We start from the raw sequence: 21,031 nt of genomic DNA, 5'->3' as shown, positions 1-21,031 counted from the left end.
ATGGACGATACAGATTTAATGTTGAAAAAACTAGGAAGAAAAACCATGTTCAACATCACTGACGAAGAAATGCCAGCATTAAGAGAACAGTATGAAGTATTCATGAGCCATGTACAGGCACTTGATGAAATTGATACTGAAGGTGTAGAACCTCTCGCATTCCCTTATGTGGTTGAAACAACATTCTTAAGAGAGGACGAACCTAATCATGTAATCAGTACAGAAGATGCATTAAAGAACTGCAAGACTGTACAGCGTAATCAGATCAGAGTTCCAAAGGTGGTAGGATAATGGTGACACATACTATTGAAGAATTACATGAACTTTTCAAAAGTGGAGAGTTAGATGTAAAAGAATATTATAAAGAATTATTTGAAGAAGCAAAGAAACAGCAGGAAAGACTGAATGCCTTTGTAACTATTACTGAAGATGAAGCATACAAGGCTATTGAAGCTCCTATGACTGATGATCTTTTATCACATATTCCATATGTTTTAAAAGATAACTACAACACTAAGGGTATTAAGACAACTGCATCTAGTAAGATGTTAGCTGATTATGTACCAGTATTTAATGCCCATGTTGTTGATTTATTAAATAAGCATGGTGTTGGTTTAGTAGGTAAGGCTTCTATGGATGAACTTGCTATGGGTGGTACTAATAAATCAGCTTTAACTGGTCCAGTACACAACCCTTGGGATACAAGACGTATTTCTGGTGGTTCATCAGGAGGATCTGCAGCACTTGTTGCAAGTGGTCTTATCCCATTTGCACTTGGTAGTGATACAGGTGACTCAATTAGAAAACCAGCAGGTTTTTGTGGAATTGTAGGTTTTAAACCAACTTGGGGTAGAATCTCTCGTTATGGTGTTATTCCTTATGCATCTTCTTTAGACCATGTTGGAGCATTTACTAGAAATGTACGTGATATGGCGATTGTCACTGAAGCATTAGCTGGTAGAGATAATCGTGATATGACTTCATCAAATAGAGAAGTACCACATTACTTAGATAACTTAACGACTGATATTTCTAACTTAAAGATTGGTGTATTAACGACTGTATCTAATGAAGTAAGAAATGAAGAAGTAAAGAAAACTTTTGAAAATGTTGTTGAAACATTAAAGTCTCTTGGTGCAATAGTAGAAGATGTTGAAATGGATAAGAAACTCATGAAGACATTACTTCCTACATATACTATTATTGCCAACTCAGAAGCAACAAGTAACCATTCATGCTTAGATGGTGTTAAGTATGGTGATAGACAACAAGGTGATACACCTGATGATGTGATGATCAATTCTCGTACAGATGGATTTGGTGATCATATTAAGAGAAGATTCATTCTTGGTAACTTAGCTCTTGCAACTGAAAATCAGGAAAAGATGTTCAGAAAAGCACAGAGAGTTAGAAGACTTGTAGTAGATGAATTAAATAAGATTTATGAAAACTACGATATCATCATTGCGCCTAATGGCGGAGGTGTTGCACCTTTAATTGATGAAGCAGCTGAAGATTATTTAAGTGATGAATATATTATTCTTGAAAACTGGTTATGTCTTGCCAACTTTGCAGGTACACCATCTATCTCTATCCCTTCTGGATTTGTAGATAATATGCCAGTCGCTGTCAATATTTCAGGACGTATTTTTGAAGAACAGACTGTCTTGAACTGCGCCTACGCATTAGAAGAAGCATTAGGATTCAAGAACCAGTATAAGAGGGAGGACTAAAGATGGATTACGAAAGAGTCATCGGGCTAGAAGTACATTGCGAATTAAAGACTAATTCAAAGATGTTCTCTGCTTCACCAGTTACATTTGGTGAAGATCCAAATACAATGATCAATGAAGTAGACATGGGTATGACAGGTACATTACCATGTTTAAATAAAAGAGGTGTAGAATTTGCGATTCGTGTATGTCATGCATTACATATGGAAATCGATGAATTACTATGCTTTGACCGTAAGAACTACTATTATTCTGACCTTCCAAAAGGTTTCCAGATTACTCAGGATAAAAGACCTATCGGACGTAATGGTTATTTAATGATTGAAGTAGATGGAGAAGAAAAGCGTATCGATATCGAAAGATTACATATGGAAGAAGATACAGCTAAACAGCTTCATTTAACTGATTATTCATTAATTGATTACAACCGTGCTGGTATCCCACTAATTGAAATTGTCACTAAGCCTTGTATCCGTTCAGGTAAAGAAGCAAGTGCTTATCTTGAAGCATTAAGACAGGTATTCTTATATACAGAAGTATCTGATGCAAAGCTAGAAGAAGGTTCTATGCGTTGTGACGTTAACGTATCTATCCGTCCATTTGGTCAGGAAGCATTTGGTACACGTACAGAAATCAAGAACTTAAACTCTATCAGCAACGTTCAGAAAGCTATTGATTATGAAGCAGGACGTCAGCAGGAAGTCATTGAATCTGGAGGAGAAGTTCTTCAGGAAACAAGAAGATATGATGAAGTAGAAAAAGTGACTACAGTGATGCGTTCTAAAGGGGATGCCGTAGACTATAAGTACTATACTGAACCAAATATCTTACCTATTAGATTAGATCATGCATGGGTAGAACAGATCAAAGACGAATTACCTATGATGGCTGGAGAAAGAGAAAAACATTATGAAGAAGAGTATGGTATTCCTAAGGTAGATGCGAAGATTCTTGTTTCTACTAAGTCTATGTCTGATTACTTCAATGAAGTAATCAAATATACTAAGAACTATAAGAATGCTTCTAACTGGTTATTAGGTGATGTTTTAGCTTTCTTAAATAAGAACAACCAGTCTTATGATGATATTGAATTAAATCCAGAATATTTAGCTAAATTAATCAATTTCATTGAAGATGGTACTATTTCTTCTAAACAGGCTAAAAAGGTCTTCGAACCAATGATGACAGAAAATAAAGATCCTGAAAAGATTATTGAAGAAAAGGGTATGAAACAGATTTCTGACCCTAACGCTTTAAAAACTATGGCGAATGAAGTATTAGATGCCAACCCACAGTCTATTGAAGACTATGCGAATGGTAAAGATCGTGCGGTAGGATTCTTAGTAGGACAGGTTATGAAGAAGTCTAGAGGACAGGCTAACCCAGGTATGGTTAACAAGTTACTTGTTGAACTTCTTAAAGAAAGAATTAAATAACTATACTTTACTTTATATCTTTGGTAAAATAAAAGGGTAAAGTAGGTGATTAATGTGTCCAAAGAAAGATTTCATTTTGATGATGAAGAAGATGTAGTTATCCAGACACCTAAGAAGAAGGCTGAAAAGAAGCCAACTCCTAAAGAAATGGGTATGAAACCTTCTAATAATTCAAAAAAGAGAATTAAAACAAGATATATTGTGCTTGGAATCGTTGCAGTACTTGTACTTGCACTTGGAATCTATTTATATAGTGCTTTAAAGGATGAAGGAGCTATATATGGTGATCGTTGTGAAGGACTTGTAACAGTTCAAAAGAGTGTCTTAGATGATACAGTCAACGAAGCTAAATCTAAACATAGTTCTATTGCATCTATGAATATTGAAACAGCATGTAAGCAGTTCAAGGTGGATATTGAATTTACTAATGGTACATCAGTAAAGACTGCTGAACAAATTTCAAAAGATGTTGTAAAAATCCTTGATTCTAAAGGTGGTCAATCTGCTTATGAAGGATCTGACTATACAGAATTACTTAATAAGCATAATGGTGTAAAACAGTATGAAGTAAACCTTTATTTAACTGGTGGTAACGATACTGATTTCCCAATGTATGGTACAAAACAGGCAGGTAAGGATGATATCGCCTTTACTCTTGCATCTGTAAAGGATCAAGAAACAACAAATAAAGCGAAAGCAACAGAGCAATAAAAAAGCGATTTTTAATCGCTTTTTTTAAGTGAGGAGGATATGTATGAATAAGAGAGATCAATTTATAGATGAGTGCATCGATTATACACATGATGGTTTAGGTGTAGTAAAGCATGATAATACAACTATTTTTGTGAAGAATCTATTACTTCATGAAACAGCTAAAATAGAGATTATTAAGGTGCTTAAGAGTTATTGTGTAGGTAGAGTAGTAGAACTACAGACTCCATCTATTGAACGTATAGAGCCAAAATGTGACTGTTTTAAACAATGTGGTGGTTGTTCATTAATGCATATGTCAGATCAAGAACAACAGTCTTTTAAGACTAATAGAGTGAAAGAAACATTCTTAAAGATTGCCCATCAGGACTTGAGAGTCAATGATTGTTTAATGGATCAAGACCCTTATCATTATCGTAATAAGGTGCAGGTACCTTTTGGAATGCAGGATGGACATATTGTCTCTGGATTCTATAAAGCACGTACAAACGATATCATTAATAACGATTACTGTCTTATTCAGAATGAATTCTCTAATAAGGTCATTAAACGTATTAAAGAATTATTTGAAAAATATCATATTCAGCCTTATGATAAACTCACTAAAACAGGTAATATCAAGCATGTATTAACTAAGACAAGCTATCATAAGAATGAAGCAATGGTTGTATTTATCTCATATAAGAAGAAAATCCCACATATCCATGAAATTATTGATACTTTAACTCATGAATATCCAGAAATACGTACAATTATTCAAAATATTAATTCACGTCATGATAATGTGATTCTAGGAGAAGAAGAAAAGGTACTATATGGAGAAGGGTATATTGAAGATACACTTCTAGGAAATACTTATAAGATTTCTATGAAGTCTTTCTATCAGATTAATCCAAGACAGGTAGAAGTACTCTATTCTAAGGCCATTGAATATGCAAAATTTAAACCAACTGATGTAGTCATTGATGCATATTGTGGTATTGGTACTATTTCTTTGACTCTTGCGAAACATGTTAAGAAAGTCTACGGTGTAGAAGTCGTTCCACAGGCAATTGTAGATGCAAAAGAGAATGCTGAAAGAAATCATATTACAAATGCGGAATTTGTATGCGATGATGCAGGTCATTTCATGACTGAATTTGTAGAGAGACATGAAAAGGTGGATTGTGTTATGGTGGATCCACCTAGAAAAGGATGTTCTACTGAATTCCTAGAAAGATTGACTACACTCTCTCCTGAACGTATTGTCTATATTTCATGTAATGTAGCGACTCAGGCAAGAGATTTAACTTACTTGGTAGAGAAGGGTTATAAGCCTCTAGATGTACAACCAGTAGATATGTTCCCACATACTCCCCACATTGAAACGGTTGTAATGCTTTCCCACAAAAAACCTGACAGCGTAATCAATGTAAAAGTCGAGTTTGGCGAGGGAGAAGGCAAAGTGCCGCTTGATAATATCGCCAAGAGAGCCGCCGCATATAAGCCGAAAGAGCGTGTTACCTACAAGATGATTAAGGAGTACATAGAAGCAAAATACGGTTTCAAGGTACATACCGCATACATCGCAGAGGTAAAACGGGATTTAGGCTTGCCGATGTACGATGCCCCTAATGCGGTGGAGGAATTGAAACAGCCGAGGAAACATCCAACGCCAGAAAAGGTTGAAGCAATCAAAGATGCTCTGAAGCATTTTGAGGTTATCTAAGGAGAGAAGCGTATCATTAGAAATAGTGGTACGCTTTTTTCACATTTGAGCATCCTGCCGCTTCCTTATATAATGACATCAGGAAAGGACGGTGCTGTATATGAGAGAAAAGAAAACCCACCTGTATCTGGACGGCAAAGAAAGACGCTTATTGTTACATAGCCTTGTGGAGCTGAAAAATCAGCTTATCCGACAGGGCAGATATACCGACCCCGTGGACGAACTCATCTTCCGAGTGATGAACGCCCCCGCAAAGAGAATGAAAATTGAATATATCTAAGGCAGATTACCACGAAGCCGCTTATTCTTATTGATTTTAAGAGTAGGCGGCTTTTTTGCGTTGTTAATCCTTTTGCGTTCTCTGGTACGGTTACATAGCCACCCTGACAAAGTGGCTAAATCTATAAGGAAGGAGGACGCATCTATGTCAAATTGCAAAGTGATTGCTTTAACCAACCAGAAAGGCGGCGTGGGCAAGACCACCACGGCGGTCAATCTGGGCGTAAGTCTGGCACAGCAGGGCAAGAAAGTCCTGCTCATTGATGCTGATGCACAGGCAAATCTAACTATGTCCCTTGGCTACAACAGACCAGACGATTTACCCGTCACGCTCTCCACCATCATGCAGGACATCATTGAGGACAATCCCATAGATGTTCAGAAAAGTATCCTGCACCACGGCGAGGGCGTTGACCTGTTACCGTCCAATATTGAGCTGTCGGGCTTGGAAGTAAGGCTGATTAACGCCATAAGCCGTGAACGTGTGCTGAAAACCTGCGTGAACGAGGTCAAGAAAAACTACGACTATTGTTTAATAGACTGTATGCCGAGCCTTGGTATGCTCACTATTAACGCACTGGCGGCGGCTGACAGCGTGGTTATCCCTACGCAGCCCCACTATCTTTCTGCCAAAGGCTTAGAGCTGTTGCTTCGCTCCGTGTCGAAAGTCAGACGGCAAATCAATCCCCCTTTGCGGATTGACGGTATCCTTATGACGATGGTAATGCCCCGCACGAACATCTCCAAGGAAATCACTGCCACGGTGAGAAGTGCCTACGGACAGAAAATCAAGGTGTTTGATACCCAGATACCCCATTCCATCCGTGCCGTGGAAGCCACCGCAGAGGGGAAAAGCATTTTTGCCTATGACAAAGGCGGCAAGGTAGCCGCAGCTTATGAGCAGTTTGGAAAGGAGGTGGCAGAGCTTGGCGAGAAACAACGCACCAAAAATCGAGCTGACCGCATACGATGAACTGTTTGAAACAGACCAGAGCCGTGAGGAAGCCAACTTAAGCAAGATAAGAGACATTCCCCTTGTGGAGATTGACGAGTTTCCAGACCACCCGTTCAAGGTCTTAATGGACGAGGACATGGAGCAGCTTGTCGATAGTATCAAGCGAAGCGGCGTGATGACGCCTGCTACTGTTCGGCTCAAAGAGGACGGGCGGTATGAGCTTATCAGCGGTCACAGACGGAAAAAGGCTTGCGAGCTTGCAGGGCTTGAAAAGCTCAAATGCGAGGTCAAGGAGCTGACCCGTGACGAAGCGATTATCGTTATGGTGGAAAGCAATCTCCAACGCACTACCATCCTGCCGAGTGAGAAAGCCTTTGCGTATAAGATGCGGCTTGAAGCAATGAAACGACAAGGTGAGCGTACAGATTTAACTTCTGCACCAGTGGTGCAGAAGTTGACGAGCCGAGAAAAGATAGCGGCAAAAACCGATGACAGCCATGAGCAGGTACGCCGCTTTATCCGCCTAACCGAGCTTGTACCCGAAATCCTGCAAATGGTAGATGACCGCCAGATAGCGTTCCGCCCTGCGGTGGAAATCTCCTATCTCACCGAGGGACAGCAGTACACCCTGCTTGAAGCTATGGAATATAACGACGCCACGCCGTCACTTGCACAGGCTATCAAAATGAAAAAGTTTATGCAGGACGGCAAGCTCACGGACGAGGTTATCCAGAGCATCATGCAGGAGGAAAAGCCCAACCAGAAAGAAAAGCCTGCTTTCAAGGACGAGAGGATAACCAAGCTCATACCGAGGTCAGTCCCCAGAGGGAAGGAAGCGGATTTTGTTGTCAAGGCTTTGGAGTTCTACAACCGCCATTTACAGAGAAGCAAGGCTCACGAAAGGTAAGCCACACACCGAGGGCGAGGTCTGCCCTTTGGAGGATAGCCAAATTTTTTTGCCGTTCCCCCTCTCCACACCTCACCCCCTATACTGCCAGTAACTATCCGAAAAAAGAAACACTTTAAGCTGTCCAATGCGGGCAGCTTTTTTCGGTCAGTCAGGCAAATCTAATCTCAATTACAGGAGGTATTTATGAAAATCCCTAAACTATTCAAAAAGGCTGCGGCTCTTGTGATGGCTGCGGTCACAGCGTTGTCGGTACTGCCTGCAACCACGGCGTTTGCCGCAGGCGACATCGGCACAATCAGCTTTACCCACACCTATGACAGCAGCGGGAACGCCATGCGGTACAATTCAAGTGCCAACATCGGCGGCTACACCGCAGGCGGCACGGGCAATTACAAGTACCGTATGTATGTGGACGGCGAGGATGCGTTCTGTATCCAGCCGGGCGTACCCTTGAAAACAGGCAACACTCTGGCGAAAGCGTCCTCGGAAACTTGGAACGCCCTCTCCGCCAACCAGAAAAAAGCTGTCGGGCTTGCCCTGCTCTACGGCTATCAGGGCAACCGAAGCAACCTCACAGGCAGCGATGATGAAAAATGGCTTGCCACCCAGACCCTTGTGTGGGAGTTTGTTACGGGCTGCCGTGAAGCCACAGGCTCGTATAAGCAGACAAGCACAACGGTTTACAGCCTGCACTTCGGCTCGAATTATGCGAACGGCGGGGCAAGGGCGGCTTACGACCAGATTGTTTCGCTGATGAGCGAGCATAACACCATACCGAGTTTCATGTCGGGCGGTAAAAACGATATTACTAAGGAGCTTGCATATAAAGACGGGAAGTACAGCGTCACGCTGACTGATAAAAACGGTGTTCTCTCTGATTATTCCTTTACAAGCTCCGACGCCAATGTGTCCGTATCGAAGGACGACAACAAGCTGACCATCAGCTCCAAAAAGGCGATTAGCGGTCCTGTCCGTATTACGGCGACGAGGAAGAATGTGCCGACAGTCAGCAGCTCCGCAAAGCTCATCGCTTACGGCGACCCGAACTTGCAGGACTTGGTAACAGGCGTAGAGAACGCTGACAGCGTAAAGGCATATATCAACATCGAAACGCCTACAGGCACGATTGCCTTAAAAAAGACTTCCGAGGACGGCGTTGTGGCGGGCATCTCTTTCCACATCAAGGGCGACGGCTTTGATAAGACCGTAAAGACTGATGAAAACGGCAACATTAGTGTGGAGGGCTTATTCCCTGCCACTTATACGATTACCGAGCAGTCCATTGACCGCTATGAGCCGCAGCAGAGCCAGACGGTAACGCTGATTGGCGGCAAGACCACCACGGTTAATTTCAACAATATGCTGAAGCGTGGCAGTCTGGAAGTGATTAAGACTTCCGAGGACAATCTGGTGGAGGGCGTGACTTTCCACCTCTACGGCACTTCGTTAAGCGGTCTGCCCGTGGATGAATACGCCGTAACCGATAAGAACGGACTGGCGAAGTTTGAAAATGTCCTTATTAGCGGCGATACCCCGTATGTGCTTGAGGAAGTGGACACGGCTATCCGCTATGTCGTTCCCGAAAACCAGACCGCCCCGATTGAATGGAAAAAGGTCACAAACCGCAGCTTCCACAATGTGCTGAAGAAATTTAATGTGACGGTCACAAAGACCGATGTGGAAACAGGAAACCCGCAGGGCGATGCTACCCTGTCAGGTGCGGTTTATGGCATCTACAAGGGCGAGGAACTGATTGACACCTACACCACCGATGAAAATGGACAGTTCACGACCAAGTATTATATCTGCGGTGACGATTGGAGCGTCCGTGAAATCAGCCCGTCCGAGGGCTATCTGCTCGATGAAACCATCCACCATGTAGGGGCAGAGCCAGAACTTTATACCATTGAGTACAACTCTGCCGCAAATGATGTGAATGAGCAGGTCATTAAGGGCAATATCGCCATCATCAAGCATACCGACAATGGCGAAACCCAGATTGAAACACCCGAAGAAGGTGCGGTATTTGAAGTGTTCCTCAAATCCGCAGGCAGCTATGGAAATGCAAAGGAAACCGAGCGTGACATTCTCACCTGCGATGAGAACGGCTTCGCCCAGACAAAGGATATGCCGTATGGCGTCTATACCGTAAAGCAGACCTCTGGATGGGAGGGGCGTGAGCTGATGAAGCCGTTTGATGTGTTCATTAACAAGGACGGTCAGACCTACCGCTACCTTATCAACAACAGGGGCTTCGAGAGCTATATCAAAATCGTGAAGAAGGATGCGGAAACAGGCAACACCATCCCATATGCAGGGGCAGGCTTCCAGATTTACGACCCGAATGGCGAACTTGTGACGATGACTTTCACTTATCCCGAAGTGACGACCATTGACACCTTTTACACCACGGCGGACGGCGAGCTTATCACGCCCCAGACCTTGGAATACGGTAAGGGCTACTCCATCGTGGAGGTGCAGGCTCCGTATGGGTATGTGTTAAACTCCGAGCCTGTTTATTTTGATGTGGTGCAGGAGAACTCCGAGGAGGAAAGCGGCATTACGCTCGTTGAAGTGGTACGCTCCAATATGGCACAGAAAGGCACGGTTACCGTGGAGAAGTCAGGCGAGGTGTTCTCCACCGTGGCAGGCGACAAGGGCTTGTATCAGCCGATTTTCTCCGTCAGCGGTCTGGAAGGTGCGGTCTATGAGATTACCGCCGCCGAGGATATTGTTACTCTGGACGGTACGCTCCGTGCTTCTAAGGGCGAGGTGGTAGATACCGTTACCACAGGTGCAGACGGCATGGCAAAATCCAAAGAGCTGTATCTTGGCAAATACGAAGTAAAGGAAATCACAGCCCCGTATGGCATGGTGCTGAATGAGGAAACCCACTCCGTCGAGCTTGTGTATGCAGGTCAGGAAGTGGCTGTCACCGAAACCGCCACAGGCTTTGTAAACGAGCGTCAGAAAGTGGAAATCGACCTTGTAAAGAGCCTTGCAACAGACGAGAAATACGGCGTCGGCACAAACGGCGAAATCTTTGATGTGACCTTCGGCTTGTATGCCGCCGAGGAACTCACCGCCGCTGATGGTACGGTCATCCCTGCTGACGGTCTGCTTGAGGTCATTTCCCTTGACGAAAGCGGTCACGGCAAGGCAATCAGTGACCTGCCGATGGGCAGTTACTATGTGCAGGAAATCAGCACAAACGCCGCTTATATTCTGGACGATACGAAATATCCCGTTGTCTTTGAATACGCAGGACAGGATACCGCTACCGTCCACATCACAGCAAATGAGGGCGAAGCCATCAACAATGACATCATCTACGGCTCAGTAAACGGCAAGAAATCCGATGAGAACGGGAACGCCCTTGGCGGTGCGGTCATAGGCATTTTCAAGACAGGAACGACAGAGTTTACAAAGGAAAATGCCATTGCTACGGCAACATCCGCAGAGGACGGCAGCTTCGCTTTTGAGAAAGTACCGTATGGCACATGGATTGTCCGTGAAATCGAAAGCCCGAAAGGTTTCGTACTCTCCGAGGAAGAAATCGCCGTGACTGTCGGCAAGGTGGACGAGGTTGTGGAAATCTCCCTTGTCAACTACCGCATCCGTGGCAACATCGAGCTGACAAAGGTGGATAAGGACTATCCCGATAACAAGCTCACAGGTGCGGAGTTTGAGGTTTACGCCGACACCAACGGCAACGGCGAACTGGACAAGGACGATGAGCTGCTTGGAAAGATGACGGAGCTTGACGGCGGCGTTTACCAGATGAAGGACTTGCTTTACGGAAAATATTTTGTCAAGGAAACGAAAGCCCCAGAGGGCTTCCTTTTGGACGACAATGTTTACCCCGTATCCATTGAGGAAAACGGCAAGACCTATACCGTGGAAAATGAAGCGGGCAAGGGCTTCTTAAACGAAGCACAGAAAGGCTCTCTTAAAATCGTCAAGACTTCCTCTGACGGCAAGGTGGAGGGCTTCTCTTTCCGAGTTATCGGGAACAACGGTTACGACCAGACATTCAAGACTGATAAGAACGGCGAAATCATCATCGAGGGCTTGCGTATCGGGGAATATACCGTGTCCGAGGTAAACGATAAGGCGTCCTCTGGTTATATCCTGCCTGCCGACCAGAAAGCGACGGTCAAGACGGTCGAAACCGTGACGGTCACGATGCACAACGAGTTGCGTGACACCCCGAAAACAGGCGATGACTTCAACCCTGCCCTCTGGGGAGGACTTGCGGCGGCTTGCGTCCTCGGTGCAGGCGTTCTCGGCGTCGCAGCCTTTAAGGGCAGAAAAAAGAAGAAGGAGGACTAAGGGATGGATGCGAAAACCATTATCGCCATTGTGCTTGTCGTGTTTATCGGCGGTGCGGCACTCTGGCTGAATATCCGTAACAGAAAGAATAAGTAACCCATGAAGTCTTAGGAACGGGGGCGGTTTATGTCGGGGAACCCCACGAAGTCATATGGACTTCGTGGGGAAAGGAGGAGCAACGGAATAAACGAGCTTTACCGCTTGCGGCGAAGCGAGTGATATGAAGTTTGCGACGACGTGCCGCCCCATTCCATTTCTGGAGGAAGATATGCGAAACTTAAAAACCATTGAAAAGAAAGTCCGAGCCATTCTGGAAAAGAATGAGGATGCCCGAAATGACGATATGGTGCTGTACCTTGCCCTCTGCAATGTGTGCCTGAAGGATGCGGGGGCGATGCCCCTTGCGGAAATAATGACACAGCATAAATACCTCGGTTTGCCGAGCTTTGAGAGCGTCAGCAGGACACGCCGCAAGTTGCAGGCGAAATACCCAGAACTGGCGGGAAGCCGCCCTGTGCAAAAACTTCGGGCGACAGGCGAAAAGGCGTATCGGAAGTACGCCAGAGAATGAGAGGTGCTTATGGAAAATGAGAAACGCTCCAATCAGGGCTATGAAATTATAGAGAGCTGTACTATCGGGAGTACGGAACTTGTCATCGGTTACAACCCTAAAGCCCCCAACCCTTATGTTTGTTGGTACTGTAAGGGCGGCGACAATTATTACTGGGGCTGCTACTGCAACGAGCTGTCGGCGGCGAGGGAAAGCCTGAGTGAACGGTACAATGAGGAACGAAGTATGCCTTATAACAATCCCCCTGCCCCGAAGCAGAAAAGCGGTGATGACCGTGAGCGATAAAGAGAATAAGAAATATGACTGTATGACCTGCCCTTATCCCCGATATAAGTGCGGTCATGTTATTTTCTGCGATGTGTGTATCCGAAAGATTTTGGATGAGCAGAGAGAGAAAAAGCAAAAAAGACAGGAGGAAAGCTGATGGAGATACGACCTTTACTGCCCGAAGAACAGAAATACACCTATTCCCAGAGTATGCAGCTTGAGGGGCAGACGGGCAACATTGGGCATCTGCGTGGCGATTTTGCCGACTCTGGATATGGCTTTTATACCACTTGGTTTGATACCAGAGAGCAATGGAAAACGGATGAATTTAAGGCAGGACTTGACGAGGTTATCAATGAATTGCGGGAGGACAAAGGGCTTTTGCACAACCGCTATGATATGCGGGCGTTTGCAAGGCGTTATCCCGTGAGTGCTTTTCAGGGGAGCTACTGCGTGGAGTACGGTTTTCGAGCTGATACGGAAAAACACGCTTTCCTGTTTCGATGCAACCCTACAAGGGGCGATTATAACTTCTACTGTTACTGCTATGTGAAGGAATGGCTTGACAGGCATATCGGCAGAGCCGAGCAGGGCATCCGTTTTATCGACCCGCATTATAAAGAGCTGTTCCGCATCCCAGACGGCGGCAAAATCATCGTTACTACCGCATGGAAAGAAAAGATGGAGTATTCCTGCCGCTTCATTGATGAGTATCATACGGAAATCGGCAACAACCTCTACCATATCTGCGAGTTTGCCGAGCGTATGGAGAAAAACGGGGCGACCTATGAGCCAAAGCCGACAGAGCCGCCCCAGAAAGCGGCGAAGCACAAAGATTATGAACGATAAGGAGAGATGTGACAATGGATATTCAGGATATAGCGAAAAGCAGGGAAAAGAAAGCGGTTTTTGACATGGTACTGGAGGAAGCCTGCCGCCAATGGTGCGATTGTATTGACGATGTACCAGAGAGAAAGGACGGCGAGGGCTTTGCCGATTTCTTCTATGAGATTTTCGAGGACAAGGAAAAGGAATATGTCCAACAGGTCAAAGAGATGAACGGCGGCAGGCTGCCCTCTTTACAGCCGAAGCACAAAGACCATGAACGATAAGGAGGATTTTTGATATGGCAGTCAACCAGAAAGCGGTCAAGGTCATCAATAAGGTTTTGGACGCAGGCTTTACCGATGAAAAATCTATCGCCGCTATGACGATGGACGACATTCTCTCCATGCAGGGCATTACGGTGGCGGAGATTGCCCTTATCAACGACCTGCAAAAGAGCATTAAAGCGAACAAGGTCGTTTCTTTTCTGGCGGAGGTGCAGCGTGAAAAGGGAGAATAACATCTGTTTTACCGATAGTCAGGGCAACGCCCTGTTTACCATTCCAGACGGCGGCATGATAAAGCTCGCTTATGGAAATGGCGATGAAAACTATGCAATCTGCCGTTATCAGGATAAAGACCACGCAGAGATTGACGGCGTTTCCTACGCCCTTACGGACTTTGCGGAACGCATGGAACGAAACCAAATCAGTTTTACGCCTGCTTAAAGATATGGGCAGGCACAGGAAAAAGGAGGTGCATCACACATGGCTGCGAAATATCAGCTAATCACGGAGCTGTATCGGCGTACAGGCAAGACGGTCACACGAAACCCGCAGGCGTGGCAAAACTTTTTGTCCTCTGCCTGCCGCAACTATAAGTGCCGCTTTGACGAGCAGCTCCTTATCTTCGCCCAACGCCCCGACGCTATCGCCGTGGCGAAGATGGAAACTTGGAATAAACAGTTTAAGCGTTGGGTAAACAAGGACAGCAGGGGCATTGCCGTCTTTGACACGAAAGGACGCAGGAACACCCTCAAATACTATTTTGATGTATCGGATACCCACGAAGGCTATTACGGCAGCCGCCCCGTCCCGATATGGCAGATGGATGAGCGATACGAGCAGGCAGTTACCGAAAGGCTCTCCGACAGGTTTGGCGAGGTGGAAAGCGGCAGGCTTGCCGAGGTGCTGATGGAAACGGCGAGAAACGCCGTGGAGGATAACCTACAGGACTATACCGCACAGCTTAAAGGCTATGTAAAGGACAGTTTTTTGGAGGAGCTTGACGATTATAATATCGAAGTAATCTACAAAGGGCTTGCCGTAAACAGCGTGGCGTATATGCTGATGAGCCGATGCGGGATAGATACGGGGGAATATTTTGAGCGTGAGGATTTTGCGGATATAACGAATTTTAATACGCCGCAGACCTTGAACGCCATCGGCATTGCCACAAGCGACATTGCGGAGAAGGCTCTAAGGGAAATCTCCCTCTCCATCCGAAATGTGCAAATGGCGGAGAAAGCACAAAACCGCACCTTTGCACAGCCGCAGGCAAATCCGTATGATATAGGCAGGACACAACCCGAAAGGAGCGAATACAATGAGCGAAATCACTTACACCAAACAGGGGGATTACCTTATTCCCGACCTCACATTACCGACAGAGCCAGAACTTCCGCTTGGCAGGTACGCTATGATGCACAGGGATTATCTGGAGAAGCACAAACGGGTAACTTACCTCAACCTCTTGGCGACGGGCGGGCTGAACAGCTACCTGCATCAGACGGAGCAGGCGGCGTTACAGAGGTTGGAGTTTCTGGCGAAGCAGCTCGCATCCGAGCAGGGCGTGACGGAGGAGCTGAAGGAGAAAGCTCCGATGCAGTGGTTGGGGCTTATGAACAACATCCGCAGCCAAGCGGAGGAAGTAATCCTCAGCGAACTGATTTACAACTAACCGACAATGAGCTTTCTACGGAAAGCGTTGCCAATGAGGAGGAAGTTGCCGCCAATCTCCCAACCGTAGAAGAACAGATAGAAATGATGACGCAAGCAGAGGACGAAAAATCCTCTGCTTTTGCCGTTTCTCAGGAGGATATTGACTCCGTCCTTACAAGGAGAAGCGGTTTTCAGGACGGAAAATACCGTATCTACCGACAATTTCAGAAGAATGAGGACAGCAAAAGCAATATCGCTTTCCTCAAAAACGAATACGGAACAGGCGGAGGTACGCACGACTATCCAGACGGCACAAGGGGCGGCGAATGGCACGATGGGAAAGGCATCGGTATTGAAAAGCATGGCTCATATACCAATCCAGACCTGCGGCTTAGCTGGTCTAAGGTAGAAAAACGCCTGCGGGAGCTGATTAAGAATGACCGCTATCTGAACGCCAAAGAGAAAGACCATTATGCTGATTTTCTGGAGGGCATCTCTGCCCCGCAGTATGAAATCGACACGCAGAGGAAGTTATCACGCCAGAGGTTTATCGAAGCCCACAGGGAGATGCAGCCTGCCGACAAGCGGGATACTCTCTCCCTGCGGCTCTCTGATTTTATCCGTGACTTGGACGGCTATGAGAAAGGCTTGCTTTCCGAGGTTGGGCGTACTGATTTTGCCGATATGACCGCAGAGCAGATGGAAACGGAGCTTGCAGACCCTGCCGCCGTACAGCAGCTTGCAGACTTCCTGAAATCCATACAGGACAAAACAAGCGATGTTTACAGCCGCAGCAATGCGTGGCGTTTTTCGCAGGAGCTTATGGAACTGCACCCTATCCATTACCTTTTTCACGAGGATGATGTGGTGTATATCGGGGCGGATAAATACGAAATCTCCGCTTTTAATGAAAACGCCGTATCCCTGCGAAATGTAGAGTTTCCCCTGTTCGGCAAGGAATACAGCAGGACAGACTTTGAGGAAAGGTTAAGGGAAAATCCTGCCAACGACCACTTAAAGGTCATCGTTACCGAAATCCAGAAAACAGAGATACCACCCGAAAAACGGGCAGATGGCGTCACGCTCTCCATTGGCTTCTCTGAACACCCTGCCTTTTATGACAGGGAGCTTAATGACCGCTACACGGATTTGAGCTTCGCTCTTGGAAACAGGCTTCTTGGCGTTCTGGACGAGAAACAGCATCGGGAACGGGAAAACGAGGATAATCATGTCGGTTGGTATCATAAGACCGATTTTACCATTACGGCGGTCATCGGCGGCGAGGAACACACCTACGAGGGGCGGTTTGATATAGGCGACGGCGAGGGCGATTTGATTGCCCATATCAGGAATTATTATGATTACTGCTTTTCCCCGAACTGCCCTTATATCGCAGAATGGAAACGACAGGGCGAGGACTTCTATCAGGAAAAGATGGAAAGCCTGCGTTTCGGGCGTGATGTGTTCATACCATTTCTTATGCAGCATACCGAGCTGACCCCAGAGGACGAGAAGCTCCTTGCAGAGATTATGTCCTTTGAGAATGAGTGGTTTGTACCTGACGAAAAAGAAGCCGCCGAGCAGGAAGCCGAGCCGCCAGAGGAACGCTTTGAAGTTATTATGACCTCGGACGCTTTTGCCGACCCCGAAGATGCCTTTGCCATCTGGGATAACATCTATGACGAATATTATGCCGATGATTACGGCAAGGTGCTGACTTATCCAACCGAGGTGGAAGCCGAAGCAGGGCTTTTGGCAGTCAGGAAAGCCGTTGCGGAAAAAGAAGCCGAGCGTGAAGCCACAAGGCAGGACAACGCCGACCTTATCGGAAGGAAGCTCACGATTGACAACCGCAGCTACCTTATTGAGAGTATCAGCGAAATCGGCGGCGATGTTTCCCTGCGGGATATTACTTTTCAGAACAATGTCGGCTTCCCGATTAACCGAGTGGAGAAAATCGGCTATATCCGCAGGCTCTTGGAACAGCAGCCAGAATTACCGTCCGAAGAAAAAACAGACGCTCCCTCAGAGCCGATAACCGAAACCGTGGCGGAATACCCTGCCGTGGAAAACGGTCTGCCCTATGATATTGTCATCCAGACGATACGGACTGGCGAGCCAGAAATACAGCCCGAAAAAGGAAAAGCAGACACGCCCGCCCTCTCTGCTGACCGCCGCAACTACCGCATTACCGATGATGCACTTGGCGTTGGCGGTGCAAAAGAAAAATTCAGAGGCAACATGGCTGCGGTCAACCTTCTGCATGAGCTTCAGCTTGAAAACCGCCTTGCCACGCCCGAAGAACAGGAAACCCTCTCAAAGTATGTCGGTTGGGGCGGTCTGTCAATGGCGTTTGACGAGAACAACGCAGCGTGGGCAAATGAATTTACGGAGCTGTACGCAAGCCTCTCCCCAGAGGAATACCGTGCGGCGAAAGAGTCTACCCTGACGGCGTTCTATACGCCGCCCGTTGTCATTAAGGCGATGTACGAAGCCCTTGACCGTCTGGGCTTTACGCAGGGCAGCATCTTGGAGCCGTCCTGCGGCACAGGCAATTTCTTCGGGCTTCTCCCTGAAGCAATGGCAGGCTCGAAGCTACACGGCGTGGAAATCGACCCATTGACGGGAGGGATTGCAAGGCAGCTCTACCAGAAAGCGAACATCGCCATAGAGGGATTTGAGGACACGAAGCTGCCCGACAACCATTTTGATGTGGTGCTTGGCAATGTGCCGTTTGGCGAGTTTAAGGTGGACGACAGCCGCTACAACGCCCAGAAATTCCTCATTCACGATTACTTTTTCGCAAAGGCTCTGGATAAGGTACGCACGGGCGGCGTTGTGATGTTCGTCACTTCCAAAGGAACGATGGATAAGGCAAGCCCCGAAGTGCGGAAATATATCGCCCAAAGAGCCGAGCTTTTAGGGGCGGTCAGGCTTCCCGACAACACTTTCCGAGCCAACGCAGGCACGGAGGTCACGAGTGATATTCTGATTTTGCAGAAGCGTGACCGAGTGATAGATGTCGAGCCAGACTGGATTTACCTTGACACGGACGAGAACGGCGTCACGATGAACAGCTACTTTGTAGAGCATCCCGAAATGGTGCTTGGACGGATGGTAAACGAAAGTACCCGCTTCGGGAAGTTGGAAGCTGCCTGCAAAGCAGATAAGGACAGACCCCTTTCCGAGCTTCTCCATGAAGCGATGCAGAGGATAGACGGCGAGATACCCGATTATGAAGCCGAGATTGACGAAATCTCCGATGAGCAGGACAACTCCATCCCCGCCGACCCCGATGTGCGGAACTTCTCTTATACCCTTGTGGGCGGTCAGGTTTACTTCCGTGAGAATGACCGCATGACCCCCGCCAAGCTGTCCATGACGGCGGCAAACCGTGTGAAAGGGCTGCTTGAAATCAGGGATTGCGTGAGGAAGCTGATTGATTACCAGACCAACGACTGCCCCGATGAGCTGATACGCACGGAGCAGGAAAACCTAAATCGCCTGTACGATGCCTTTACCGCAAAGTACGGGCTTATCAACAACCGAGGGAATTACCTTGCCTTTGCCGCCGATGAAAGCTACTTCCTTTTATGCTCCCTCGAAGTGCTTGATGATGAGGGGAACTTCAAACGCAAGGCGGATATGTTCTCCAAACGGACGATAAAGCCCCACAGGGCAATCACTTCCGTGGAAACGGCGAGCGAAGCGTTGGCATTATCTATCGGAGAAAAAGCCCGTGTTGACCTTGATTATATGGCACAGCTCACAGGTAAGCCGCAGGAGGAAATCGCAGAGGAATTAAGGGGCGTCATCTTCCGTGTGCCAAATACTGAGCCTGCAAAATATGTGACGGCAGACGAATATCTGTCGGGCGATGTGCGGGAAAAGCTGAAAGTGGCGGAGATAGCGGCGAAGTTCGACCCTGCCCTTACCTTAAATGTGGAAGCTCTAAAGCAGGTCATCCCGAAGGATTTGAGTGCGGCGGAAATCTCCGTCCGTCTGGGTACGACTTGGATACCAGAAACCGATATACAGCGGTTTGTCATGGAGCTTCTAACGCCGTCAAGCCATGCCGCAGGGCGTATCCGAGTGCGATACACCCCGTACAACGGCGACTGGTTTATTGAGAATAAGAGTTCCGATTTTGGAAATGTCAAGGCGGAAAGCATCTACGGTACAAAGAGGGCTTCCGCCTACCGTATTATTGAGGACACCTTAAACCTAAAGGATACCCGTATCTTTGATTATATTTATGAGGACGGCAACAAAAAAGCCGTATTCAACCAGAAAGAAACGATGGCGGCACAGGCGAAACAGGAGGTCATCAAGCAGGCGTTCCAAGATTGGATTTGGAAAGACCCAGAACGGCGAAACCGACTTGTGCGGTACTACAATGACACCTTTAACAGCAAGCGACCCCGTGAGTATGACGGGCGTCATATCACTTTCGGCGGCATTTCCCCAGAGATTACGCTAAGACCGCACCAAGTCAATGCTATCGCCCATATCCTTTATGGCGGCAATACGCTCCTTGCCCACAAGGTAGGGGCAGGCAAGACCTTTGAAATGGTCGCTGCCGCACAGGAGAGCAAGCGGTTAGGCTTGTGCCAGAAATCCATGTTTGTCGTACCCAACCACCTTGTGGGGCAATGGGCTTCCGAGTACCTGCGGCTCTATCCAAGTGCCAATATCCTTGTGACTACCAAGCAGGATTTTGAAATCTCCAACCGAAAAAAGTTCTGCGGCAGGATTGCCACAGGCGATTACGATGCGGTCATTATCGGGCACTCCCAGTTTGAGAAAATCCAGATGAGCGTGGAACGGCAGCGTGAGCAGCTCCAGAAACAGCTTGACGATATAGAGATGGGCATTGACGAGGTGCAGAAATCCCACGGCGAGCAGTTCACGGTCAAGCAGCTTATGAAAACGAGGAAAGGCATCGAAGCCAAGCTCAAAAAACTCAACGATACCAAGCGGAAGGATACGGTCATTGACTTTGAGCAGCTCGGCGTTGACAGGCTTTTCATTGACGAGAGCCATTTTTATAAGAATTTGTATCTTTATACGAAGATGCGGAATGTGGGCGGCATCGCCCAGACCGAAGCACAGAAATCGAGCGACCTCTTTATGAAATGCCGCTATCTGGACGAAATCACGGGCAGCCGTGGCACGATTTTTGCAACGGGTACGCCTATCAGTAACTCAATGGTGGAGATGTACTCCGTCCAGAGGTATTTGCAGTATGACGCCCTTGCGAGGAACGGTTTGCAGCATTTTGACAGCTGGGCGTCCACCTTTGGCGAAACGGTTACGGCTCTGGAATTAGCACCTGAGGGCTATGCTTTAATAGGACGATAAAGT

General features: G+C 46.8%; 16 protein-coding genes. All 16 read left to right on the top strand.

Annotated features, from left to right (window positions below):
* The 16 genes from gatC (at position 1) to ABUA27_RS00680 (ending at position 21,028) form a co-directional block, all read left to right on the top strand.
* On the top strand, positions 1-291 hold the full coding sequence (gene gatC, locus ABUA27_RS00760; RefSeq protein ID WP_006506605.1) for an Asp-tRNA(Asn)/Glu-tRNA(Gln) amidotransferase subunit GatC: 291 nt from the start codon (positions 1-3) through the stop codon (positions 289-291).
* The gene (gene gatA, locus ABUA27_RS00755; RefSeq protein ID WP_317374939.1) at positions 291-1,733 is read left to right on the top strand and encodes an Asp-tRNA(Asn)/Glu-tRNA(Gln) amidotransferase subunit GatA; all 1,443 of its coding nucleotides are present in this window, start codon (positions 291-293) and stop codon (positions 1,731-1,733) included. The genes gatC and gatA overlap by 1 nt, the downstream gene beginning before the upstream one ends.
* Before the next feature lie 2 nt (positions 1,734-1,735).
* Positions 1,736-3,169 carry an Asp-tRNA(Asn)/Glu-tRNA(Gln) amidotransferase subunit GatB gene (gene gatB, locus ABUA27_RS00750; RefSeq protein ID WP_022424718.1) on the top strand — a complete coding sequence of 478 codons (1,434 nt, stop codon included), beginning with the start codon at positions 1,736-1,738 and terminating at the stop codon, positions 3,167-3,169.
* A 54-nt stretch (positions 3,170-3,223) separates the two neighbouring features.
* Entirely contained in the window at positions 3,224-3,880 is a 657-nt protein-coding gene (locus tag ABUA27_RS00745) for a hypothetical protein (protein ID WP_129981833.1), read from the top strand.
* 43 nt (positions 3,881-3,923) lie between these two features.
* Entirely contained in the window at positions 3,924-5,588 is a 1,665-nt protein-coding gene (rlmD, locus tag ABUA27_RS00740; protein WP_349820036.1) for a 23S rRNA (uracil(1939)-C(5))-methyltransferase RlmD, read from the top strand.
* 100 nt (positions 5,589-5,688) lie between these two features.
* Positions 5,689-5,868 (top strand): hypothetical protein, encoded by a 180-nt coding sequence (locus ABUA27_RS00735; protein WP_031475709.1) that lies wholly within the window; start codon positions 5,689-5,691, stop codon positions 5,866-5,868.
* Between the two features lie 144 nt (positions 5,869-6,012).
* Positions 6,013-6,840 (top strand): ParA family protein, encoded by an 828-nt coding sequence (locus ABUA27_RS00730; protein WP_031475711.1) that lies wholly within the window; start codon positions 6,013-6,015, stop codon positions 6,838-6,840.
* Entirely contained in the window at positions 6,794-7,729 is a 936-nt protein-coding gene (locus ABUA27_RS00725) for a ParB/RepB/Spo0J family partition protein (protein WP_031475713.1), read from the top strand. The genes ABUA27_RS00730 and ABUA27_RS00725 overlap by 47 nt, the downstream gene beginning before the upstream one ends.
* Before the next feature lie 186 nt (positions 7,730-7,915).
* Entirely contained in the window at positions 7,916-12,064 is a 4,149-nt protein-coding gene (locus ABUA27_RS00720) for a SpaA isopeptide-forming pilin-related protein (protein WP_349820035.1), read from the top strand.
* A gap of 268 nt (positions 12,065-12,332) precedes the next feature.
* Positions 12,333-12,635: a hypothetical protein gene (locus ABUA27_RS00715; RefSeq protein WP_031475717.1), complete on the top strand. Its 303-nt coding sequence runs from the start codon at positions 12,333-12,335 to the stop codon at positions 12,633-12,635.
* 9 nt (positions 12,636-12,644) lie between these two features.
* Complete coding sequence (locus tag ABUA27_RS00710; protein ID WP_031475719.1) at positions 12,645-12,920, top strand: hypothetical protein; 276 nt, start codon at positions 12,645-12,647, stop codon at positions 12,918-12,920.
* A gap of 138 nt (positions 12,921-13,058) precedes the next feature.
* The gene (locus ABUA27_RS00705; protein WP_031475721.1) at positions 13,059-13,751 is read left to right on the top strand and encodes a hypothetical protein; all 693 of its coding nucleotides are present in this window, start codon (positions 13,059-13,061) and stop codon (positions 13,749-13,751) included.
* Positions 13,752-13,765: 14 nt separating this feature from the next.
* Entirely contained in the window at positions 13,766-14,014 is a 249-nt protein-coding gene (locus ABUA27_RS00700; protein WP_031475723.1) for a hypothetical protein, read from the top strand.
* 14 nt (positions 14,015-14,028) lie between these two features.
* Positions 14,029-14,247, top strand: coding sequence for a hypothetical protein (locus tag ABUA27_RS00695; RefSeq protein ID WP_031475725.1), 219 nt, complete (start codon positions 14,029-14,031; stop codon positions 14,245-14,247).
* Positions 14,231-14,455 carry a hypothetical protein gene (locus ABUA27_RS00690; RefSeq protein WP_031475727.1) on the top strand — a complete coding sequence of 75 codons (225 nt, stop codon included), beginning with the start codon at positions 14,231-14,233 and terminating at the stop codon, positions 14,453-14,455. The genes ABUA27_RS00695 and ABUA27_RS00690 overlap by 17 nt, the downstream gene beginning before the upstream one ends.
* Positions 14,456-14,494: 39 nt before the next feature.
* Positions 14,495-21,028, top strand: a complete 6,534-nt coding sequence (locus ABUA27_RS00680; protein WP_502879677.1) for a helicase-like domain-containing protein — start codon at positions 14,495-14,497, stop codon at positions 21,026-21,028.
* Positions 21,029-21,031: the final 3 nt, after the last annotated feature.

It is taken from the genome of Catenibacterium sp. RTP21428st1_D7_RTP21428_210409 (assembly GCF_040227455.1).
Taxonomy (GTDB): domain Bacteria; phylum Bacillota_I; class Bacilli_A; order Erysipelotrichales; family Coprobacillaceae; genus Catenibacterium; species Catenibacterium mitsuoka_A.
Note: the sequence above shows the minus strand (reverse complement) of the source record. Positions and strands in the feature narration are given on the sequence as shown.